This window comes from Actinomadura sp. NPDC048021, assembly GCF_040653135.1.
Classification (GTDB): Bacteria; Actinomycetota; Actinomycetes; order Streptosporangiales; family Streptosporangiaceae; genus Spirillospora; species Spirillospora verrucosospora.
Window position 1 is genome coordinate 199,500 of record NZ_JBEZJQ010000003.1, and the last position, 20,579, is coordinate 220,078.

Annotated in this window: 19 protein-coding genes and 1 riboswitch; of the genes, 5 read left to right on the forward strand and 14 right to left on the reverse strand. The window is 73.4% G+C overall.

Going from position 1 to position 20,579, the window contains the following annotated elements:
- The first annotated feature begins 543 nt into the window (after positions 1 to 543).
- Complete coding sequence (locus tag AB0C87_RS06780) at positions 544 to 1,317, forward strand: enoyl-CoA hydratase-related protein (RefSeq protein WP_345180377.1); 774 nt, start codon at positions 544 to 546, stop codon at positions 1,315 to 1,317.
- Between the two features lie 17 nt (positions 1,318 to 1,334).
- Here the strand turns inward: AB0C87_RS06780 and AB0C87_RS06785 are convergent, their stop codons facing one another.
- The 4 genes from AB0C87_RS06785 to AB0C87_RS06800 form a co-directional block, all read right to left on the reverse strand.
- Positions 1,335 to 2,117 carry a hypothetical protein gene (locus tag AB0C87_RS06785; RefSeq protein WP_360576762.1) on the reverse strand — a complete coding sequence of 261 codons (783 nt, stop codon included), beginning with the start codon at positions 2,115 to 2,117 and terminating at the stop codon, positions 1,335 to 1,337.
- A gap of 64 nt (positions 2,118 to 2,181) precedes the next feature.
- The gene (locus tag AB0C87_RS06790) at positions 2,182 to 2,826 is read right to left on the reverse strand and encodes a response regulator transcription factor (protein ID WP_345180374.1); all 645 of its coding nucleotides are present in this window, start codon (positions 2,824 to 2,826) and stop codon (positions 2,182 to 2,184) included.
- Complete coding sequence (locus AB0C87_RS06795; protein WP_360576763.1) at positions 2,790 to 4,088, reverse strand: histidine kinase; 1,299 nt, start codon at positions 4,086 to 4,088, stop codon at positions 2,790 to 2,792. Before AB0C87_RS06795 ends, AB0C87_RS06790 begins: the two co-directional genes overlap by 37 nt.
- A 132-nt stretch (positions 4,089 to 4,220) precedes the next feature.
- Positions 4,221 to 5,063 carry a polysaccharide deacetylase family protein gene (locus AB0C87_RS06800; RefSeq protein WP_353832537.1) on the reverse strand — a complete coding sequence of 281 codons (843 nt, stop codon included), beginning with the start codon at positions 5,061 to 5,063 and terminating at the stop codon, positions 4,221 to 4,223.
- 441 nt (positions 5,064 to 5,504) lie between these two features.
- Between AB0C87_RS06800 and AB0C87_RS06805 the strand changes: the two genes are divergently transcribed.
- Positions 5,505 to 6,971, forward strand: a complete 1,467-nt coding sequence (locus tag AB0C87_RS06805) for an MFS transporter (protein WP_360576764.1) — start codon at positions 5,505 to 5,507, stop codon at positions 6,969 to 6,971.
- Here AB0C87_RS06805 and AB0C87_RS06810 read toward each other — a convergent pair.
- From AB0C87_RS06810 to AB0C87_RS06825, 4 genes are all read right to left on the reverse strand, one after another.
- The gene (locus tag AB0C87_RS06810; RefSeq protein ID WP_360576765.1) at positions 6,917 to 7,738 is read right to left on the reverse strand and encodes a LuxR C-terminal-related transcriptional regulator; all 822 of its coding nucleotides are present in this window, start codon (positions 7,736 to 7,738) and stop codon (positions 6,917 to 6,919) included. The two genes, AB0C87_RS06805 and AB0C87_RS06810, sit on opposite strands and share 55 nt — an antisense overlap.
- Positions 7,739 to 7,817: 79 nt before the next feature.
- Positions 7,818 to 9,458, reverse strand: a complete 1,641-nt coding sequence (locus AB0C87_RS06815) for an AMP-binding protein (protein ID WP_345180361.1) — start codon at positions 9,456 to 9,458, stop codon at positions 7,818 to 7,820.
- Positions 9,455 to 11,137, reverse strand: a complete 1,683-nt coding sequence (locus AB0C87_RS06820; RefSeq protein WP_360576766.1) for an AMP-binding protein — start codon at positions 11,135 to 11,137, stop codon at positions 9,455 to 9,457. The genes AB0C87_RS06815 and AB0C87_RS06820 overlap by 4 nt, the downstream gene beginning before the upstream one ends.
- 98 nt (positions 11,138 to 11,235) lie before the next feature.
- On the reverse strand, positions 11,236 to 11,850 hold the full coding sequence (locus AB0C87_RS06825) for a TetR family transcriptional regulator (RefSeq protein WP_353832533.1): 615 nt from the start codon (positions 11,848 to 11,850) through the stop codon (positions 11,236 to 11,238).
- Between the two features lie 138 nt (positions 11,851 to 11,988).
- On the opposite strand from AB0C87_RS06825, the gene AB0C87_RS06830 reads away from it, so the two are divergent.
- Complete coding sequence (locus AB0C87_RS06830) at positions 11,989 to 12,459, forward strand: carboxymuconolactone decarboxylase family protein (RefSeq protein ID WP_345180354.1); 471 nt, start codon at positions 11,989 to 11,991, stop codon at positions 12,457 to 12,459.
- 62 nt (positions 12,460 to 12,521) lie between these two features.
- Here AB0C87_RS06830 and AB0C87_RS06835 read toward each other — a convergent pair whose 3' ends face one another.
- The 6 genes from AB0C87_RS06835 to AB0C87_RS06860 form a co-directional block, all read right to left on the reverse strand.
- A complete protein-coding gene (locus tag AB0C87_RS06835) occupies positions 12,522 to 13,058 on the reverse strand; it encodes a GNAT family N-acetyltransferase (protein ID WP_360576767.1) in 537 nt (178 codons plus the stop codon).
- Positions 13,059 to 13,203: 145 nt separating this feature from the next.
- The gene (locus AB0C87_RS06840; protein WP_360576768.1) at positions 13,204 to 13,902 is read right to left on the reverse strand and encodes a GNAT family N-acetyltransferase; all 699 of its coding nucleotides are present in this window, start codon (positions 13,900 to 13,902) and stop codon (positions 13,204 to 13,206) included.
- Positions 13,903 to 13,949: 47 nt separating this feature from the next.
- Positions 13,950 to 14,717 (reverse strand): antibiotic biosynthesis monooxygenase, encoded by a 768-nt coding sequence (locus AB0C87_RS06845; RefSeq protein ID WP_360576769.1) that lies wholly within the window; start codon positions 14,715 to 14,717, stop codon positions 13,950 to 13,952.
- A 70-nt stretch (positions 14,718 to 14,787) separates the two neighbouring features.
- Positions 14,788 to 15,339 (reverse strand): copper resistance CopC family protein, encoded by a 552-nt coding sequence (locus AB0C87_RS06850; protein ID WP_360576770.1) that lies wholly within the window; start codon positions 15,337 to 15,339, stop codon positions 14,788 to 14,790.
- Positions 15,336 to 16,043 carry a DUF1775 domain-containing protein gene (locus tag AB0C87_RS06855; protein WP_353835983.1) on the reverse strand — a complete coding sequence of 236 codons (708 nt, stop codon included), beginning with the start codon at positions 16,041 to 16,043 and terminating at the stop codon, positions 15,336 to 15,338. Before AB0C87_RS06855 ends, AB0C87_RS06850 begins: the two co-directional genes overlap by 4 nt.
- Before the next feature lie 76 nt (positions 16,044 to 16,119).
- On the reverse strand, positions 16,120 to 16,749 hold the full coding sequence (locus AB0C87_RS06860; RefSeq protein WP_360576771.1) for an MFS transporter: 630 nt from the start codon (positions 16,747 to 16,749) through the stop codon (positions 16,120 to 16,122).
- A gap of 159 nt (positions 16,750 to 16,908) precedes the next feature.
- Positions 16,909 to 17,052, forward strand: a riboswitch (cobalamin riboswitch).
- Between the two features lie 159 nt (positions 17,053 to 17,211).
- On the opposite strand from AB0C87_RS06860, the gene AB0C87_RS06865 reads away from it, so the two are divergent.
- Together AB0C87_RS06865 and AB0C87_RS06870 are read left to right on the forward strand one after the other, a co-directional pair.
- On the forward strand, positions 17,212 to 19,536 hold the full coding sequence (locus AB0C87_RS06865; RefSeq protein ID WP_360576772.1) for a ribonucleoside-diphosphate reductase subunit alpha: 2,325 nt from the start codon (positions 17,212 to 17,214) through the stop codon (positions 19,534 to 19,536).
- Positions 19,537 to 19,577: 41 nt separating this feature from the next.
- Positions 19,578 to 20,573 (forward strand): ribonucleotide-diphosphate reductase subunit beta, encoded by a 996-nt coding sequence (locus tag AB0C87_RS06870; protein WP_345180326.1) that lies wholly within the window; start codon positions 19,578 to 19,580, stop codon positions 20,571 to 20,573.
- The last annotated feature ends 6 nt before the right edge of the window (positions 20,574 to 20,579 follow it).

Genomic DNA, 20,579 nt, shown 5'->3' on the forward strand with positions numbered 1-20,579 from the left:
GCGGCCTGCCGCGGGTTCTGATTCGAGTGTGGGGGCGGACATACAAGTCCCTTCTCAGGCGGGCGCGCGGCGGGCGGCGCCGCCCGGAGTCGAAGTCCGCGTACGGCGGCGGAACCCGCGGCGCGTACGCGAGAGGAATGCGAAGGATGCAGCTCGGTCCACCGGGCTGACGTCGGCTCCCTTGTGCGGTGGCCCCGCACGCCGTGTGCGCGCCGGGCCGAAACTCACCGGGCGCTCAGATGGCCCGGGCGGGGAAGAGACGTCCTCGACGTGAGTCGTGTGAATCCAAGGACGTTGCCTCGACAGTACAGCAATCGAGGGCGTTTTCGCATTCCCCGATTTCGGTGGCGGCTTTCACGCGGAGGTCCCCCTGCGTCCGTCCGGCGCCGCGGCGTCCCCCGGCCGCGGCCCCGGTGCTCATGCTGACGATGGTTATGACTACCGGAGGGGCCTCCAGGTTCCGACGGCCCGACGGCCCTCCCGCGGCGGGCGCCGGGTTCTGGGCGAATACGATGAGCCGCGCTGCGCGGGCGAGGGAGGACGATGGGCGAGGGGCTGCGGTTCGAGGCGGCCGGAGGCGTCGGGACGATCACGATCGACCGGCCGGCCAAGCGGAACGCCATGTCGGCGGAGATGTGGCGGGCGCTGCCCGGCATCCTGGACGGTCTCGCCGCCGACCCGGACGTCCGGGTCGTGGTGCTGACGGGGGCGGGCGGGAACTTCTGCGCGGGCGCCGACATCTCCGAGCTGGACGACATCCACCGCGACGACGACTCGCACCTGTCGACGGTCGCCGAGCGGGCCCTGGCCGCGTTCGGCAAGCCGACGCTCGCCGCGATCGAGGGGTACTGCGTCGGCGGCGGCTGCCAGCTCGCGGCCGCCTGCGACCTGCGGTTCGCGGCGGACGACGCGCGCTTCGGGATCACGCCGGCCCGGCTCGGCATCGTCTACCCGGCCGCCGCGACGGCGCGGCTGGTCGGGCTGGTGGGGCCGTCGGCGGCGAAGTACCTGCTCTTCTCCGCCGACCTGGTCGGCGCCGCGCACGCGCTGCGCATCGGGCTGCTGGACGAGGTGGTCCCCGCGGGCGGCCTGCACGACCGCGTCGCCGCGTTCACCGAGACGCTCGCGTCCCGTTCCCTGCTCACGCAGCGGGCGACCAAGGACATCGTGGACGCCATCGTCGCCGCGGGCCCGGTCGAGGAGAAGGCGCGGCGGTGGCTCGCCGAGGTCGCCGCGAGCGGGGAGGTCGAGGAGGGCATCGCCGCGTTCCTCGAACGCCGGGCGCCCGAATTCCCCTGGAAGGCTCCCCTGCGGTAGCGGCCGCGCGGCGGCGGTCAGGCGTTGAGCGCGGGCCAGGCGGACACGTCGCAGAACCGGCCTTCGGGGAGGCGGTGGAGGCGCCGGGCGGCGGCGTCCGGGTCGTCGAGCAGGTCGGCGGCGTCGGGGCGGCGCAGCTCGGCGAGCGGCAGCACCCCGCACACCAGCGACTCCGGCGTCCGGGCCATGAGGAGCGGCCCGATCCGCGCGCCGCCCCGGTCGGCGTCGCGCAGCGCGCCCAGCAGGGCCCGAGCCGGGTCGGCGGAGTCCACGCGGTGCTCGCGCAGCGCCGCCACGAGATCGATGAAGTCGCGTTCCAGGCCGCGCGGGCTGCGTCCGGACAGGTAGTAGCGGTCCCCGTCGGTCAGCTCGACGCGCAGCCCGTGGTGCTCGGCGAACCGCTCGAAGGGACCGGACGACGCCGGGCGCGCCTCGGCCGGCGCGACGGCGAGGGACCCGGTGACCAGGTCGGCGGGGTCGGCGCCGAGGGACGCGGCGGCGGCCTGGTCGAGGCGCCGGGCGAGGTGCCCGCGCAGCTCGGCCATCTCGGCGGCCAGCCGCTCCACGGCCGCGCGCTGCTCCTCGGCGGCCTCCCGCTGCTCCTTCAGCCGGCCGCTCACGTCCGGCACCAGCCGGTCGTTGATCTGGGCGACCAGCGACCTGATCCGGGCGTCGGCGTCGCGCAGCTGCGTGCGGATGTCGGCGATCTCGGGCGCGCCCGGCGTCCGCCCGCGCTCGAACGCCAGCCACAGCTCCCGCCCGGCGATCGCCAGGCACAGCAGAACGAGAATCACGGTCATCGCGCCCTCCCCGGGCCTGCTCGCGGGGCAGACTACGCCACCGCCGCGCCCGGCGGCGGGCGGCTCAGCGGTTGAGGTAGGCCAGGACGGCGAGCACGCGGCGGTTGTCGTCGCCGGTCACGGGCAGGTCGAGCTTGGCGAAGATGTTCGCGGTGTGCTTGGTCACCGCGCGCTCGGTGACGACGAGCCGCTCCGCGATCGCCGCGTTGGAGCGTCCCTGCGCCATCAGCTCCAGGACCTCGGTCTCGCGCGGGGTGAGGCGGCCGAGCGGGGTGTCGCGGGTCCCCCGGGCCACGAGCCGGGAGATGACCTCGGGGTCCATGGCGGTGCCGCCCGCGGCGACCCGGCGGACCGCGTCGACGAACTGCGCCGCGTCGAACACCCGGTCCTTGAGCAGGTAGCCGATCGCGCCGGTGCCGTCGGCGAGCAGCTCGCGGGCGTAGAGCTGCTCGACGTACTGCGACAGCACGAGGACGGGCAGCCCCGGGATCTGCCGCCGCGCCTCCAGCGCCGCCTGGAGGCCCTCGTCGGTGAAGGACGGGGGCAGGCGCACGTCGACCACCGCCACGTCCGGGCGGTGGTCGAGCAGTGCCTTCAGCAGGGACGGGCCGTTGTCGACGGCCGCCGCGATCTCGAAGTCGTGCGACTCCAGGAGGCTGACGAGGCCCTCCCTCAGGAGGGCGAGATCTTCGGCGAGGACAACGCGCACGGCAGCTCCATGGTCACGATCGTCGGGCCGCCCACGGGCGAGCTGAGGGCGAGGACGCCGTCGAATGTACCGATCCGCCGCTCGATCCCGCGCAGCCCGGAGCCGCCCTCCAGGGTCGCGCCGCCGCGGCCGTCGTCGGTGACGGTGATCCGCAGCATGCCGTTCTCGTGCCGCATGTCGATCCAGACGCGGGAGGCGCCGGAGTGCTTGGCCGCGTTGGTGAGGATCTCCGACACCGCGAAGTAGGCGGCGGACTCGACCGGCGGCTCGGGCCGCGCCGGCAGGTCGGCGGACACCTCGACGTCCAGCGGGTGGTCGAGCGCGAGGGCCCGTACCGCGTCGGCGACGCCGCGGTCGGCGAGCACCGGCGGGTGGATGCCGCGGACGAGGTCGCGCAGCTCGTGCAGCGCCTTGGCCGAGGACGCGCGGGTCTCGGCGAGCAGGATGCGGGCCTTCTCCGGGTCCCGGTCGAGCAGGTGCTCGATCGCGCCGAGGCTCATCCCCATCGCCACGAGCCGGGCCTGCGCGCCGTCGTGCAGGTCGCGCTCGATGCGGCGCAGCTCGGCGGCGGAGGCGTCCACGGCCTCCGACCGGGTCTCGGTGAGGTGCTGGACGCGCAGCGCCAGCTCCGACTTGCGCGTCGGGCCGAGGATGGCGCGGCCCCAGTGCCCGTAGGCGGTCAGCATCTTCGGGCCGATGGCGTAGCCGAGGGCGATGCACGCGGTGGCGACGGCCACCGTGGACAGGACCCGGCCGGTGTCGCGGCCGTACCCCTCGGTGACGTGGACGTAGGCGTACCAGTCGCTGCCGCCGTAGTGCCCGATCATCTCGCCGGCGAAGGCGGCGAGCACGTACCCCCACACCCCGTACAGGATCAGCAGGCCGGGCAGCGCCGCGGTGAACACCGAGACGATCGGGTCGGTGAGGGTCCACAGGTAGTCGCGCCAGGTGGCCGGGTCGCTGACCAGCGCGACGAACCGCTTGAACATGCCGTGGACTCCGGGCTCGCGCTCCGGCTCGGGCAGGTACGGCCGCGCGATCCGGACCTCGGTCCACCGGTTGACGCGGACCCGGTAGGCGTCGAGCCGCTCGCGGAGCAGCATCGTCGAGGACGGGAAGAGCAGCACCCCGACGAAACTCGTGATCATCGAGACCACCGTGATGAACCACAGGCCGGCGAGCGTCGCGGGGATGCCGAGCAGCCAGAGGGCCAGCCCCCGCCAGGGCGCCCTCACATGCCGTTGCAGCCGTGTCTCTTCCACCAGTCCACCGTTCACCGGATCCTCCGCAGGTCGCTTGCCGTCTGGAGTCCAGTCTTCTGGCGGCGCCCTCGCAGCACAGTGTGCCCGCACCCCGAGCGTGGGGTGTACCTGAGTACACCCGGAGACCGAAGGTCAGAGCGCCACGAAGGTCAGGCCGCGCTTCTTCATCTTCGGGATGACGGTCTCCAGGGCCTTGAGGGTCTGGGAGCGGTCGCCGCCCCCGTCATGGCACAGCATGATGTTGCCGGCCTTGCCCTTCATGAGGGTGCGGCGGATGTGGCCCACTCCGGGACGGGCCCAGTCGCGCGGGTCGACGGCCCAGTCGATCGGCAGCATGTCGTGCTCGGCGACCGTCTCCAGGATCGTCTTCGTCCACGCGCCGCCGGGGGAGCGGAAGAACTGGGGCACGACGCCGGTCACGTCGGCGATCCGGTCGTGCGCCTCGACGATCTCCTTGCGGACCCGCTTCTTCGACATGTTCGCGATGTAGATCGGGTGCGTCTCGGTGTGGTTGCAGATCTGGTGGCCGGCGTCGGCGATGCGGCGGGTGAGCTTGGCGAACTCCTTCACCTGCTCGCCGATGACGAAGAACGTCGCGTGGATCCGGTGCTCGGCCAGCAGGTCGAGCACGCGGGGCGTCCACAGGGGGCTCGGGCCGTCGTCGATGGTGAGGGCGATCGACTGGGCGGGCGGCGGTGGCGACAGCTGTGACAGCTCGCGGACGGGGGTCTCCAGCGCGGTGAGCTTCGCGGGCGTCCACGGTGCGGGCCGGGGGGTCGGGGTCGGCGTCGGGGTGGGCGTCGGGGTCGGATGGATGACTGGTCTCGCGCGGGGGGCGGGCACGGCCCATCCGGGCTCCCCCGACCCGTGCGGAGGACCCGCGCCGTCCGCGCCGAGCGCGGCGAGACCCGCGGCCGCCCCCATCAGCCAGAGTGCTTTGCGGCGGGATGTCCAACCTGAGTCCTCAACCTCCACAAGTCCCACGCTATCGGGGTTTTGGGCGGGTAGGAGGCCGCTATGGGATCACAATCGACTCACCTGAGTGGTCCGATTTCGGGCGTGAGCGCTGCGCCGCAGGTCGGGCCACTGACGGCCGCCCGGCGGCCGGCGGCGACGATCGTGTCGGCGGAGGTGTTACGGTCGTCAGTGCGAATCGGGGGCCGGACGTCCCCGCCCGGAAACGAGGCGGGACGGCCGAGCGATCACGGCCCGGCGCAGCCGGCGTGCGGTGACCGTTTTACCAGGCAGTGCGCCGCGGGGGCCGATCTGTACTGGACGACGCCCACGCCGCTGACCCCGTCGCCGGGCCCGATCCGACGAAGACCGCGCGGCCCCGCGGTGTTCACCGGACCCCCGTGAAGGCCCCGCCGGCCCGCCGCACCGCAACCCGGTGGCGGCGGCCGGGGTTGTGCTCGCATGCCCTCGACACCCCTGTCCTCGACATCCCCGCCCACGACGGGCGAGACCTCCCGCACCGGTCCCCGGCGGCCCGCGCTCATGCTCGCGGTGCTGCTCGCCGGGCAGTTCATGGTCAACGTCGACACCGCGGTCGTGAACGTCGCGGGCCCGTCCATCAGGGCGGATCTGCGGCCCTCCGGCGGCGCCCTCGGACTGGTCGTCTCCGGCTACACGCTCGCCTACGCCGTCCTGCTGGTGACCGGCGCGCGGCTCGGGCAGGCGCGCGGCCACCGGCGGATGTTCCTGCTCGGGCTCGGCGCGTTCACGGCGGCCTCGCTCGCGTGCGGGCTGGCCCCCTCCACCGGCGTGCTGGTCGCGGCGCGGCTGGCGCAGGGGGCGGCCGGGGCGCTGATGGTCCCGCAGGTCCTCTCGGGGATCCAGCTCCACTTCACCGGCCCGGCGCGGGCGCGGGCGCAGGGGCTGCTCGCGGTGGCGCTGTCCGGCGGCGCGGTCGCGGGCCAGGTGCTCGGCGGCGTGCTGGTCTCGGCCGACGTGGGCGGGCTCGGCTGGCGCCCGGTCTTCCTGGTCAACGTGCCGGCCGGGGTCGTGCTGCTCGCGGTCGGCGCGCGGCTGCTGCCGGCGGACGCGGGCGGACGCGGCGCGCGCCTCGACCTGGCCGGGGCCGCCCTGCTGTCCGCGGCGGCCCTGCTGGCGGTCGTCCCGCTGCTGTTCGGGCGCGAGGCGGGCTGGCCGCCGTGGACGTGGGCGTCGCTCGCGGCCTGCGTGCCGGTGGCCGCCCTGTTCGTCAGGCGGCAGCGGCGCGCCGCGTCCCCGCTGCTCGCCCTCGGCGTGCTCGGCCGCCCGGTGGTGGCGTGGACGCTCGGCGCCCTCGGCCTGGCCACCGGCACCTTCTACGCGATGATGTTCGTCCTCGCCCTGTACCTGCAGGACGGTCTGGGCCGCAGCGCCCTGTTCTCCGGCCTGGCGCTCGTGCCCTGGGTCGCCGCGTTCGGGATCGCCGGGGCGCTCGTGCCGCGCCTCCCCGCCCGCGTGGCCGCCCGCGCGCCAGTCGCCGGGTACCTGCTGCTCGCGTCGGCGTACGCGGTGGCGGGGCTGACCCGCCCGGACGGGGCGGCGCTGGCCGTTCTTCTCGGGTTCGGTGGGCTCGGCCTCGGCCTCGGGTTCGCGCCGCAGCTCGGGCGGCTGACGGCGCACGTCCCGGACCGGTACGCGGCCGACCTCAGCGGCCTGGCCAACATGAACTTCCAGCTCGCGGGCGTCGCGGGCGTCGCCGTCTTCGGGACCCTGTACCTCGGCTTGCCCGGCGGCCACGGCCCGGCGTTCACCGCCGTGATGCTCGGCTTCGGCGGGACGGCGCTCGCCGCGGCCGCCGCCTCGTTCGCGGGGCGCCGGGCGGCGAGGCGCGAGGATCAGGGGAGCAGCCCGGCGCGGCGGGCGGCGGTCACGGCCTCCAGCCGGGTGTGACTGTCGAGCTTGCGCATCGCCGACCGCAGGTAGCTCTTCACCGTCTCCGGCAGCAGCCCGAGGCGCTCGGCGGCCTCGGCGTTGGTGCAGCCGATCGCGACGTACGACAGGACGTCCAGCTCGCGGGGGGACAGGATGGGGCGCGCCGGGCCGGCCGGCTCGTCCAGCCCGGCCGCCGCCAGGCGCAGCGACGCCTCCCGCAGCCGGTCGCGGGTGGGCAGGTCGCGGACCTGCTCGGCCAGGGCGCGCAGCTCCGCGTGCACGGCCCGGACCTCCTCCCAGCGCGCCGCCGACGTGCCGGGCGGCGTGCGCGCCAGCGCCTCGTCCGCGCGGTCCTGGACGGCGAGGTCCTGTTCGAGGTCGCGGGCCGCCTCCACGGCCGCGCCCACGACGCGGTCGGCCAGCGAGAGCGGCTCCCTCAGCGCGCCGTAGAGGACGCCGCGGACGCGCCGCCGCACGACGATCGGGACCGCGACGATCGACAGCAGCCCCTCGCGCCCGACGGGCCTGTCGTAGTCGTGGCTGATCGACGCCGAGCACGGGTAGTTGCTGACCCACGCGGGACGTCCCATGGCCATCGCCTTGCCGCCGAGCCCGTTGCCCTGCCGCACGACGAGGCCGTTCAGCGACTCGGTCCTGTTGCCGACCAGCTCGGTGATCACCAGCCGGTCCTGGCCGCCGAGTGCGCCCCCGAACACCATGGGCAGGCCGGTCGTGCGCTGCAGCGTCAGCACCGCCGACCGGACGGCCCCCACGTCATCGCCCATGCCTTGAGAATGCCCTGCGCGACCCCCGCGACGAAAGTGGCGGAACGGGCGAACCTGGTCGTGCGGCGAGGCGAGACGCCTAGGCGTGCCGGGAGGCGGTGTCCTCAAGGCCGAGGATGTCCACGGCTTCCGCGCGCATCTGCACCTTGCGGATCTTGCCGGTGACCGTCATCGGGAACTCCTCCACCACGTGCACGTAGCGGGGGATCTTGTAGTGGGCGAGCCTGCCCTCGCAGAACGCGCGCAGCTCCCCGGCGGTCAGGCCCGGCACGCCCTCGCGCAGCCGCACCCAGGCCATCAGCTCCTCGCCGTACTTCTCGTCCGGGACGCCGATGACCTGCGCGTCGACGATGTCGGGGTGGGTGTAGAGGAACTCCTCGATCTCGCGCGGGTAGATGTTCTCCCCGCCCCGGATCACCATGTCCTTGATCCGGCCGGTGATGGTGACGTAGCCCTCCTCGTCCATCACCGCGAGGTCGCCGGTGTGCATCCAGCGGGCCGTGTCGACGGCCTCGGCCGTCTTGTCCGGCTCGTCCCAGTAGCCGAGCATCACCGAGTAGCCGCGCGTGCAGAACTCGCCGGGGACGCCGCGCGGGACGGTCACACCCGTCTCCGGGTCGACCACCTTGATCTCCAGGTGCGGCAGGACGGTGCCGACCGTGGACACGCGGCGCTCCAGCGAGTCGCCCGCGCGGGTCTGCGTGGACACCGGCGACGTCTCGGTCATGCCGTAGCAGATCGCGACCTCGCTCATCCCGAGCCGCTCGATGACCTGCTTCATCACCTCGACCGGGCACGGCGACCCGGCCATGATCCCGGTGCGCAGGCCGGACAGGTCGAGCCCGGCGAGCGACGGTTCGTTCAGGACGGCGATGAACATCGTCGGCACCCCGTACAGCGACGTGCAGCGCTCCGCCGCGACCGCCTCCAGCGTCGCCTTCGGGTCGAACGCCGGCGCGGGGATCACGACGCACGCGCCGTGGCTCGTCGCCGCCAGGTTCCCCATGACCATGCCGAAGCAGTGGTAGAAGGGCACCGGCACGCAGACGCGGTCCTCCTCGTCGTAGCCGCACAGCTCGCCGACGAAGTAGCCGTTGTTCAGGATGTTGTGGTGCGACAGCGTCGCGCCCTTGGGGAACCCCGTCGTCCCGGACGTGTACTGGATGTTGATCGGGTCGTCGGCGGTGAGCATCCGCCCGATCTCGTCGAGGACGCCCGGTTCGCCGGTGCGGCCGGCCTCCATCAGCGCGTCCCACCCGGGCGTGCCGATGAGCACGACGTCGCGCAGGGCCGCGCACCCGGGCCTGACCTGTTCGATCATCGCCGCGTAGTCGGACGTCCTGAACACCGGCACCGCGATCAGCGTCCGGACGCCGGCCTGGTTGAGGACGAACTCCAGCTCGTGCACCCGGTAGGCGGGGTTGATGTTGACGAGGATGGCGCCGAGCTTGGCCGTCGCGTACTGGACGAGCATCCACTCGGCGCAGTTCGGCGCCCAGATGCCGACCCGGTCGCCCTTGACGACGCCGAGGTCGCGGAGGCCGAGCGCGACCGCCTCCACGTCGTCGGAGAACTGCTCGTAGGTCCATCGGCGGCCGGACGCCCGCTCGACGAGCGCGTCGCGCTCCGCGTGCGCCGCGACCGTCCTGTCCAGGTTCGCGCCGATCGTGTCGCCGAGCAGCGGCGTGGCCGAGACGCCCGACGCGTAGGAGAGGCTCATCGCAGGTCCTCCTCCCTGAACTCGCCCGCCGGCCGGTCGTCCCGGCCGGGATGCTTGTCGATCTCGCTGGCCCGCAGCTCGACCCGGCGGATCTTCCCGGAGATCGTCTTCGGCAGCTCGGCGAACTCCAGCAGCCGGATCCGCTTGTAGGGCGACAGCTGCTCCCGGCAGTGCGCGAAGATCGCCTTGGCGGTCTCAGCGTCCGGCGCCCAGCCGCTCACGAGCGTGACGTAGGCCTTCGGGACGGCCAGCCGCACCGGGTCGGGCGACGGCACGACCGCGGCCTCCGCCACCGCCTCGTGCTCGATCAGCACGCTCTCCAGCTCGAACGGCGAGATCTTGTAGTCGGACGCCTTGAACACGTCGTCGGCGCGCCCGACGTAGGTGATGTACCCGTCCTCGTCGCGGGAGCCGATGTCGCCGGTGTGGTAGTAGCCGCCGGCCATCGCCTCCTCGGTGCGCTCCTCGTCGCCGTGGTAGCCGGTCATCAGCCCGAGCGGGCGGTCCTCCAGGTCGAGGCAGATCTCGCCCTCGTCGCCCGGCTCCCCGGTCAGCGGGTCGATCAGCACCACCTCGTAGCCGGGCACGGGACGCCCCATCGAGCCGGGCTTGACCGGCTGGCCGGGCGTGTTGGCGATCTGGACGGTCGTCTCGGTCTGCCCGAAGCCGTCCCGGATCGTCCGGCCCCACGCCTGCTTCACCCGCTCGATGACCTCGGGGTTCAGCGGCTCCCCGGCCGCGACGACCTCGCGCGGCGGCCGGCCGAGCCGTCCAAGGTCGGACTGGATCAGCATCCGCCACACGGTCGGCGGCGCGCAGAAGCTCGTCACGCCGCAGCGTTCGAGGGTGTCGAGGAGCCGGTCGGGGTCGAACCGGGTGTAGTTGAAGATGAACACGCACGCCTCGGCGTTCCACGGCGCGAAGATGTTGCTCCACGCGTGCTTCGCCCACCCCGGCGACGAGATGTTCAGGTGGACGTCCCCCGGCCGCAGCCCGATCCAGTACATCGTCGACAGGTGCCCGGCCGGGTAGGACGCGTGGGTGTGCTCGACCAGCTTCGGCTTCGCCGTCGTCCCCGACGTGAAGTACAGCAGCAGCGTGTCCCGCGACATCGTCAGCCCGTAGGGGGTGAAGGACTCGCCCTCCTCGTAGGCGTCGGCGTACCGCAGCCAGCCCTCCACCGGCTCGCCCACGGCGATCCGCGTGTACTCGCCCTCGACGCCGTCGAACTTCCCGGTCTCGGACGAGGCGGTCACCACGTGCCGGGCCTTCCCGCGCGTCAGCCGGTCCTGGAGGTCGGCCGTGCCGAGCAGCGGCGTGCACGGGATCATGATCGCGCCGAGCTTCATCGCCGCGAGCACGGTCTCCCACAGCTCCACCTGGTTGCCGAGCATCAGGATGATCCGGTCGCCGCGCCGCACCCCCGCCCGCCGCAGCATGTTCGCGACCTGGTTCGACCGCCGCGCCATCTGCGAGAAGGAGTACCGGGCCTCGGCGCCGTCCTCCTCGACGATCCACAGCGCGGGCGAGTCGTTCCCTTCGGCGATCTTGTCGAACCAGTCCAGCGCCCAGTTGAAACCGGTCAGCACCGGCCAGCGGAACTTCTCGTACGCCGTCGCGTAGTCGTCGCGATGCGCGAGCAGGAAGTCGCGCGCCGCGCGGAACTCGACTGCGGGCATGGTCTTCTCCCTCGTAGCCGCACGGACACCCCGGTCAGAAGGATGGTTGGCCATCCGGGTGACCCACGCCACCCCCGAACGGGGGTAGTGGGGTGGTCTTACCCGCCCGTTACGAAGGTTGAGCGCAGCAACAGCGCCATGTGGTCGCCGATTTGGCCGGGGCTCCAGCCGCGGTCGTCGAGCAGCGTCCCGACCACCCCGTTGGCGATCAGCGCGAGGAGCATGTCGGTGGCGGTGTCCACCGTCCAGCCGGGGGCGAGCACGCCCTCCTCGTCGAGCCGCAGGATCAGCGCGCGGTTCCTGTCGTACCGCCGGCGCATGGCGGCCTCCCAGTGCCGGGCCGCGTCCGGGTCGCTGCCCGCCTCGCGCTCCACCGCCCGCGCCACGGCGAGGACGCGCGCCATGAACTCGGCGTGCCGGCGCGCGAACATCTCCAGCGCGGTCACCGCGTCGGGCGCCTCGCCGACGGCGGCGAACCGCCCCCGCAGGTCCTCGACCTCGTTGACGTGGTCGAACAGCTCGCTGATCAGGTCGGCGCGCGACGCGAAGTGCAGGTAGACGGCCCGCCGCGAGACACCGGCGCGCTCGGCGACGGCCGCCATCGTCGTGGCCGCCATCCCGTGGTCCTCGACGAGCTCGCGCGCCGCCCGCAGCAGCGCCGTCCGGGAACGCCGGCTGCGCGCGTTCCGCGGCTCCTCGATCGCCCTCGTCATGGCCCCCATGTTCCCAGCCGCGCGCCCGATTCCGGCCCGGACCGCCAAGGTGAGCGGAGTCACTCCCGGGAGGCCGTCACAACCCGGGGGACCGCCCCGTCAACCTGACGTCACCCTCCACACGGCAAGGAGATCACTATGAACCCTCGTTTCGACTACTACGGCACCGCCTCCGGCGGAAAGTTCATGAAGCACCTGCTGTCCGCGGCCAAGGTCGTCTCGGGCTCGACGGTGCCCTCCACGACGCTGCACCTGGTGGAGCTGCGCGCCAGTCAGATCAACGGCTGCGGGTTCTGCGTCGACATGCACAGCAAGGACCTCGTCCACGAGGGCGAGTCCTCGGTGCGCCTCAACCTGGTCGCGGCCTGGCGTGAGGCCACCGTCTTCACCGACGCAGAGCGCGCCGCCCTGGAGCTGGCCGAGCAGGGCACCCGCCTCGCGGACGGCGCCGGCGTCTCCGACGAGGTCTGGGAGAACGCGGCCAAGCATTACGACGAGGAGGAGCTCGCCACCCTGGTGTCGCTCATCGCCCTCATCAACACCTGGAACCGGTTGAACGTCATCACCCGGCAGCCCGCCGGCTCCTACGAGCCCGGCCAGTTCGGCTGACCGCCCCGGGCGCGGACGTGCCGCCCGTCCCGCGAGGGAGGGGCGGCACGCGCGGTCCGCCGTCAGGCGGTGCTGTAGGTGGCGAGGGTCTCGCCGGTGCCGGCAAGGCGGAGGCCCGCCTTCTCCAGGACGCGGACCGACGCCGGGTTGGACGGCTCCACGGTCGCGACGACCCTGTCCACGCCGGGCGCGGTCAGGGCGAACGCCACGATGGCGCGGGTGGCCTCGGTGGCGTACCCGCGGCCCCGCCGGGACGGGACGACGCCGTAACCGAACTCGACGGCCCCGTCCGCGGGCGGCCAGAACAGGCCGACGGCGCCGACCACCAGGCCGGTGGAGCGTTCGATGATCAGGCGCTGACCGTGCTCGCCCAGCGCGGACGGGTTTCCGGCGACGAAGCCGGCGATGGCCCGGTCGCCTTCGGCGGGGAAGTCGTCCGCCCAGTGGGCGAGCCTGTCGCCGGACAGGACGGCGGCGATCTCGCCGGACGTCCACGGCCGCAGGACGAGACGGCCGGTGGTGAGATCCGCGCCGGCCGGGCCCGGCCGGGCCGGGTCGGAGTCGGGCAGGCCTGAAGCGGTCAGGTCGGAAGAGGACACGTGTGGCTCCTGGTCGTTCTGGACGACCGGGCCGCGCTCAGTCGCGGGCGGCCCGGACAAGGGCATGCTGAAGAAGCGCCACGCGGGCCATATTCATCAACCTCCCCTGTCGCAGGAACGCCGCAAAGCGTACTACCCGCGGCGGTCAGGGGACCCGGAAGCCGCGGAAGGTCACGTGCCTCCGTGTCTCGAAGCCGAGTCGTTCGTACAGGGCGATCGCCCGGGTGTTCGCCTCGGCCACGTGCAGGAACGGGTGGTCGTTCCGGGCCATGACGCGCGTCGCGAGCGCGCGTATCAGGCGGGCGGCGTGGCCGCGCCCGCGCGCCTCGGGGGCGGTGCAGACGGTGCTGATCTCCGTCCATCCCCGGGGCCGGAGCCGTTCGCCCGCCATGGCCACCAGCACGCCGTCGTCGCGGACGCCGAGATAGGAGCCGAGTTCGCGGGTGCGCGGCCAGAACGGTCCGGGCCGGGTCCGCGCGACGAGGTCGAGCATCTCGGGCACGCTGTCCGCGCCGAGTTCGACGATGCCGGGGTCCGCCGCGCCGGGGCCTGTCTCACCGCTCCCGGACCAGACCATCTGGAGGCCTTCCAGGACGAAGACCGGCTCCCAGTCCGGCGGCGGGGTCGCGGGGCTGCTGAACATGTCGGCGAGTTCGCCCCGCCCGAGAAGCCGGGCGAGGTCGGCCCACTCCGCGGCGTCCGGGTCGGCGGACACCGTGGAGAAGGTCGAGACCTCCGGCGGGTAGGTGGCGGTCCGGCCGAGCCGGCGGGCGAGGTGCGCGTGGTGACCGCGGAGCGACTCGCGCACGGGATCGTCGAGCGCGGCGTCGTCGCGGTCCGCCATGGTGCAGCACCTCTCCAGGCCGTACGGGGGATTCGGCGCCCTGGATGCTAGTCGGCGGGGACGTAGGGCGGTGCGACGCCCCAGCCCCAGTGCGGCATGGGGGCTTCGAGGGGCGGCTTCGCGTCCGGCTGGGAGTTGGCGAGGGCGATGCGCGTGCCCCACTCGATGTAGGACGCGAACGCGGCGCGGAACTCCGGGTCGTCCGGGAGACCGACCTCGTCCGCCGCGTCCATGAGGAGCGAGACCCAGCGGCGCCGCTGCGCCTCGGTGATGGACTTGCCGAGGTGATGGCGCACCATGGCGGCGTAGCCGCCGCGCTCGCGGCTGTAGCGCTCCGGCCCGCGGAAGACCTCGCCGAGCCACGCCGCGACCCACTTCGGGTGGTCGGGCGCCATGTGCTCGAAGAGCGGGCGCAGCAGGTCGTCCTTGAGGACGTTCGTGTAGAAGTGCTCGGTGAGCCGCTCCAGCGCCGCGCTCCCGCCCGCCCAGTCGTACATGGTCGGGACGGACGAGCCGGCGCCGCGCACCGCCGTCCGCTCGTAGTGCCGCATCTCCTCGATCCGCTGGACGTACGGCTTGATCTCGGCGAAGAACGCGGGGAAGTGCTCGCCGCCCCGGAAGCCTCGCATGTGGCCGTCGGCCGACGTCCACCCGATGCGCAGGATGTAGGACGACGGCTCGTCGACGCACCTGGACAGCTCGTAGTCCACGCACTCGGGGGCTGCGGCGAGGGGGACGGAGGCCCGCGCGTAGGCGGCCTCGAAGTCCTCCGCGTCCTGCGGCTCGATGCGGTAGCGGATGTACTCGACGATCATGGTGCCCCCAGGCTGCTTCCGGTCGGATTATCACTGTAATCCTGTAATCATCCGACCGGAAGCTCAACGATCAATCCTGGCGGGGCGAGCGGCGGAACCAGGCGACGGCGCCCGCCGCCGCCACGAGGACCAGGGCGACCAGACCGATCCAGAGCCAGCCCGACGAGCCCCCCGAATCGTTCGTGGAGATGACGGTCGTCCGGGTCGGCGAGGGGGCGGGCTGGGCGGCCCCGGAGGAGCCCCGCACGGTGAACGTGTAGGCGCCCTCGACCGGATGGCCGTCCGAGGCGACGACGCGCCAGCCCACGGTGTACTTCCCGTCGGGCGGCGTGCCGCCGACGGCCTGGGTGACCTTGTTGTCGACCGCCCGCGCGGGCCCGGTCTGGTACTGCCTGCCCGACCCGTCGGTCACGACCACGCGCGGCAGCCGTACCGGGTCGCCGTACGTCAGGACGATCTGGGACGGGGCCGCGACCGTCGCGTCCTTCTCGGGACTCGCCGACGTCAGCGCGGTGTGCGCTGACGCCGGGACCGCGGTCGCCGCCAGGATCGCCGTGAGCGCCGTCAGGATCGCCGCGAGCGCCGCCGCCCCGGCGGCCCCGCGCAGCGCCGCCCGGGTCATGCCCGGCTCCGCGCCCGGGTCACGCCGTAGGCGCCGACCGCGACGCCGGCCACGCCGACGGCGATGCCGATGCCGCCGAGCAGCCGGGCCGTCCCGTCGCCGGACGACGCGGACGAGGCGGCGGCGGGCTTCACCTGCGCGGTCAGGCCGGCCGTGGCCGCCGAGCCCTTGGGGAGGAGCTTCAGCACCGGCGAGGGGTGCTCCGGCTCGTTCGCCCCCTCGGCGGGGGGCTCCTCCCACTTGACGACCTCGCCGCCGGAGTAGGTCTGGTCGGCCTTGAACACGAGCTGGTCGGTGTCGGTGGGCAGCGGCCCCATCGAGACGTCGAACTCCTCGAACCGGCCGGGCTCGATCCTGCCGCCGCTCCAGGTGATCTTCGTGACGGCCTCGGTCAGCTCGCCGCCCTCGGTCTTCACCGGCGCCGGCAGCTTGGACTTCTCGACCTTCACCGTCCAGCCGGGCAGCGGCCGGACCGACACCGACGACAGCGGGTGGTCGGCCGGCAGGCTCACCACGAGCTTGGTGGTCGAGGCGTCGTCGCGCTCGTTCGGCACCCGGAACGAGACCTTGGTGTACGAGCCCTGCTCGGCGGTCCTGGGGTTGACGCTGACGTGCGCGGACGCCGCCGCGGCCAGGCCGATCACGGACAGGGCGGCGAGGGACGCGACGGCGCCGGCGCGCCGGGCATGCGGAAGGAAGGGCATTGCGGAACTCCGTTCGAGACGTACGGGAATGTCCGGGCGCCGCGAGCCGGCGTCCGGTGACGTACGGCGCTCCGGCTCAGGAGTGAGCGAGCGCCCTCGAACGCGGAGGGGGACCCCGCCGGACGACCTGGTGCCGCAGGACGCGCCCGGTGGCCGTGACGGCGGCCGCCGCGGGCGCCGTCCGGAGGGGGCGGGCCGGGGGCTCGGCCGGCTCCACGGCGAGCAGGGCCAGCAGCAGCCGGATCGGGCGGTCGGCGAGGGCGGCGACCCGCCGGGCGAGCGACCACGCGGCCCGCTCGCCGCGCCGCAGCCACCACGCGGCCACCAGCGCGGCCGTGCAGTGCGCGAGCGTCATCGCCAGGCCGTTCCCGCCGTGGGCGGCGGGGACCGCGACGGGTTCCGCGGCGCCCGTCATGGCGGCGTGCGCCGCGGGTGCGTGGTGGGGCGCGGTGGCGGCCGTGAACAGCGTGTGCAGGGCGAACTGGCCGCCGAGGAGCCCGCCCAGGATCGTCGCGAGCGAGCGCTCGTGGCCCGCCAGCACCAGCGTCACGCCGAGGACGGCGCCGAAGCCCGTGAGCGCGGCCCAAGCCGGCACCGCCGCGCCGCCCGCCAGGGCGTGCCCGAGGGTCGCCAGCGTCGCGCACACGGTGGCGAACACCACCGCGCGTGCGGGCCGGAACAGCGGCTGCGGCGCATGGGGGCTCATGACGGCCCCCATCGTCCCATCCCCCGCGCGCTCTGCCCAGCCGCCCCCGGACATCCGCCGCCACGCCCAACATCTTGGGGTTGTGCGTTGATCGTCGACTAGATGTAGGGTTCAGTCCCGTGCTGGTCCGCCCCCGCCGTTCGCGGCGGGGGCGGCGTGAGAGGGAACCCGGTGGGAATCCGGGACTGCCCCGCAGCGGTGAGCGGGAACGACCGCCGTCATCGAGCACTGGGCCCGGCGGCCCGGGAAGCGACGGCCAGTAGGACGCCTCGGCAGAGGCGGCGCCCGCGAGTCCGAAGACCTGCCCGCACGCGAGGCCGGGAGACCGGCCTCATCGGGGGTCCGGGCCCGTCCCGGATCGACACACGTCCAGGCCTCGCGGGTGGGCCGGGGACGGAGCGCGGCCTGCCGCCGCGCGCCGTTCGCATGCCTCCGCGAGGCGGCATGCGAGGGGAGATGCACGTGACACAGGTTCTGGCCGCGCCGCCCGCGGAGATCGCCGTCGAGGTCGAGGCGGCCTGCGAGGGGGTGCCGGGCGCCGAGGCCGGGCGGGTGCTGGCCGCGGTCCGGTCCGCGGACGGGCTGGACGCGGCGGCTCTGCGGGACCTCGCGATCGGGGAGGCCGCCGCGCTCATCCCCGCCGAGCCCGGGTACTCCAGGGTGGCCGCGCGGCTGCTCGGCGTCCGGATCCGGGAGGAGGCCGCGGCCGCCGGCGTCCGGACGTTCGCCGAGTCGGTCGCCGCCGCGCACCGCGAGGGACTCCTGGCGGACGACCTGGCCGCCTTCGTCGCCGCCGGGTCCGCCGCGCTGGACGCCCTCGTCGACGACGGCGCCGACGACCGCTTCGAGTACTTCGGGCTCCGGACGGTCTACGACCGGTACCTGCTCAGGCACCCGAGGTCGCGGCTCGTCCTGGAGCGCCCGCAGCACTTCCTCCTCAGGGTCGCGTGCGGGCTCGTAGTTCCCGACGAAGTCGGGCCGGGGGGTGTGGGGGGTCGGCCCCCCACCGGTGACATGGCGGCGGTCGAGGAGGCCGCCGAGCTGTACGCGCTGCTCAGCACCCTGTCGTACCTGCCCAGCTCGCCCACGCTGTTCAACTCCGGGGCCCGCCGCCCGCAGCTCTCGTCGTGCTTCCTGCTCGACTCGCCGCGCGACGAGCTGGAGTCCATCTACGACCGGTACGGGCAGGTCGCGCGGCTCAGCAAGTACGCGGGCGGCATCGGCGTCTCCTGGACGCGGGTGCGGTCGCGGGGCTCGCTGATCCGGGGCACCAACGGGCACTCCAACGGGATTGTCCCGTGGCTGCGCACGCTCGACTCGTCCGTCGCCGCCGTCAACCAGGGCGGCCGCCGCAAGGGCGCGGCGTGCGTCTACCTGGAGCCGTGGCACGCCGACGTCGAGGAGTTCCTGGAGCTGCGCGACAACACCGGCGAGGACGCCCGCCGCACCCACAACCTCAACCTGGCCAACTGGATCCCGGACGAGTTCATGCGCCGCGTCGAGGCCGACGCGACGTGGTCGCTGTTCGACCCGAAGGAGGTCCCCGAACTGGTCGACCTGTGGGGCGACGAGTTCGACGCGGCCTACCGGGCGGCGGAGCGGGAGGGGCGGTTCGTCCGGCAGGTCCCGGCCCGCAAGCTGTACGGGCGCATGATGCGGACGCTCGCGGAGACGGGCAACGGCTGGATGACGTTCAAGGACGCCGCCAACCGCGCCTGCAACCAGACCGCCGAGCCCGGCAAGGTCGTCCACCTGTCGAACCTCTGCACGGAGATCCTGGAGGTGACGGGCGACCGCGAGGCCGCCGTCTGCAACCTCGGGTCGGTGAACCTGGCCGCGCACGTCGGGCCGTCCGGCGTCGACTGGGAGCGGCTCCGGTCGACGGTCCGCACCGCCGTCCGGTTCCTGGACCGCACCATCGACCGGGGCTTCTACCCGACTCCCGAGGCGGAGAAGGCCAACCGCAAGTGGCGGCCGGTCGGGCTGGGCGTGATGGGCCTCGCGGACGTGTTCTTCACGCTGCGCCTGCCGTTCGACTCGCCCGAGGCGCGCGAGCTGTCGACGCGCATCGCCGAGGAGATCGCCCTCGCCGCCTACAACGCGTCCGCCGACCTCGCCGCCGCCCACGGGCCGCTGCCCGCCTACGGCGCGACCCGCACCGCGCGCGGCGAGCTCCACCTGGACCACTTCCCGGACGCGGCGCCGTCCCGTCCCGCCGACTGGGACGCCCTGCGCGCCCGGGTCGCGGAGGTGGGCCTGCGCAACTCGCTGCTCGTCGCGATCGCGCCGACCGCGACGATCGCGTCCATCGCGGGCTGCTACGAGTGCATCGAGCCGCAGGTGTCCAACCTGTTCAAGCGCGAGACGCTGTCGGGCGAGTTCCTGCAGATCAACCGCTACCTGGTGGAGGACCTGAAGTCGCTCGGGCTGTGGACGCCGGCCGTCCGCGAGGCGGTCAAGAAGGCGAACGGGTCCGTGCAGGGGCTGGTCGACCTGCCGGAGGAGATGCTGTCGCTCTACCGGACGGCCTGGGAGCTGCCGCAGAAGGCGCTCATCGACCTCGCCGCCGCCCGCACCCCGTACATCGACCAGTCGCAGTCGCTGAACCTCTTCATGGAGACGCCGACGATCGGCAAGCTCTCCTCGATGTACGCCTACGCCTGGCGGGCGGGGCTCAAGACGACGTACTACCTGCGGTCCCGCCCGGCGACGCGGATCGCGCAGACGACGGTCGCCGCGGCCGTCTGCTCCCTGGAGAACCCCGAGACCTGCGAGGCGTGCCAGTGACCGAGCGAGCGGAAGAACAGCGGCGAGCGGAGGGGCGGGGCATGCTCCTCGACCCGGGCATGGACCTGACGCTGCGGCCCATGCGCTACCCGGACTTCTACGAGCGGTACCGGGCCGCGATCCGCAACACCTGGACGGTCGAGGAGGTGGACCTCGCCTCCGACCTGGCGGACCTCGCGCGGCTCACGCCCGACGAGCTGCACCTCGTCAACCGGCTGGTCGCGTTCTTCGCCACCGGCGACTCGATCGTGGCGAACAACCTCGTCCTCAACCTCTACAAGCACGTGAACGCGCCGGAGGCCCGGCTCTACCTCTCGCGGCAGCTGTACGAGGAGGCCGTGCACGTCCAGTTCTACCTGACCCTCCTGGACACCTACCTGCCCGATCAGGACGAGCGCGTCAAGGCGTTCGCGGCGATCGAGCACATCCCGTCCATCCGGGCCAAGGCGGAGTTCTGCTTCCGCTGGATCGACTCGCTCGGCTGCCTGGACGAGCTCCGCACCGCCGCCGACCGCAGGGCGTTCCTGCTGAACCTCATCTGCTTCGCGGCCTGCATCGAGGGGCTGTTCTTCTACGGCGCGTTCGCCTACGTGTACTGGCTCCGGTCGCGCGGCCTGCTCAACGGCCTCGCGTCCGGGACGAACTGGGTCTTCCGGGACGAGTCAATGCACATGGAGTTCGCGTTCTCCGTGGTCGACACCGTCCGGGCGGAGGAGCCCGCGCTGTTCGACGCGGAGCTGACGGCCGAGGTCGCCGCGATGATGGAGGAGGCCGTCCAGGCGGAGCTGGCGTTCGCCCGCGACCTGTGCGGGGACGGCCTGCCCGGCATGAGCGCGGACGACATGCGCGCCTACCTCGAATACGTCGCGGACCAGCGGCTCGTCCGGCTCGGCCTGCCCGCCCGCTACGGCACCGCGAACCCGTTCGCGTTCATGGAGTTGCAGGACGTCCAGGAGCTGTCCAACTTCTTCGAGCGGCGCGTTTCGGCCTACCAGATCGGGGTGGAGGGGACGGTCGCGCTCGACGAGGCGTTCTGAACCTTT

Coding starts and splice junctions, on each gene's coding strand:
- AB0C87_RS06780 (WP_345180377.1), top strand. CDS start 544: ATGGGCGAGGGGCTGCGGTTCGAGGCGGCCGGAGGCGTCGGGACGATC.
- AB0C87_RS06785 (WP_360576762.1), bottom strand. CDS start 2,117: ATGACCGTGATTCTCGTTCTGCTGTGCCTGGCGATCGCCGGGCGGGAG.
- AB0C87_RS06805 (WP_360576764.1), top strand. CDS start 5,505: ATGCCCTCGACACCCCTGTCCTCGACATCCCCGCCCACGACGGGCGAG.
- AB0C87_RS06810 (WP_360576765.1), bottom strand. CDS start 7,738: ATGGGCGATGACGTGGGGGCCGTCCGGTCGGCGGTGCTGACGCTGCAG.
- AB0C87_RS06815 (WP_345180361.1), bottom strand. CDS start 9,458: ATGAGCCTCTCCTACGCGTCGGGCGTCTCGGCCACGCCGCTGCTCGGC.
- AB0C87_RS06820 (WP_360576766.1), bottom strand. CDS start 11,137: ATGCCCGCAGTCGAGTTCCGCGCGGCGCGCGACTTCCTGCTCGCGCAT.
- AB0C87_RS06825 (WP_353832533.1), bottom strand. CDS start 11,850: ATGACGAGGGCGATCGAGGAGCCGCGGAACGCGCGCAGCCGGCGTTCC.
- AB0C87_RS06830 (WP_345180354.1), top strand. CDS start 11,989: ATGAACCCTCGTTTCGACTACTACGGCACCGCCTCCGGCGGAAAGTTC.
- AB0C87_RS06840 (WP_360576768.1), bottom strand. CDS start 13,902: ATGGCGGACCGCGACGACGCCGCGCTCGACGATCCCGTGCGCGAGTCG.
- AB0C87_RS06845 (WP_360576769.1), bottom strand. CDS start 14,717: ATGATCGTCGAGTACATCCGCTACCGCATCGAGCCGCAGGACGCGGAG.
- AB0C87_RS06850 (WP_360576770.1), bottom strand. CDS start 15,339: ATGACCCGGGCGGCGCTGCGCGGGGCCGCCGGGGCGGCGGCGCTCGCG.
- AB0C87_RS06855 (WP_353835983.1), bottom strand. CDS start 16,043: ATGCCCTTCCTTCCGCATGCCCGGCGCGCCGGCGCCGTCGCGTCCCTC.
- AB0C87_RS06860 (WP_360576771.1), bottom strand. CDS start 16,749: ATGAGCCCCCATGCGCCGCAGCCGCTGTTCCGGCCCGCACGCGCGGTG.
- AB0C87_RS06870 (WP_345180326.1), top strand. CDS start 19,578: ATGCTCCTCGACCCGGGCATGGACCTGACGCTGCGGCCCATGCGCTAC.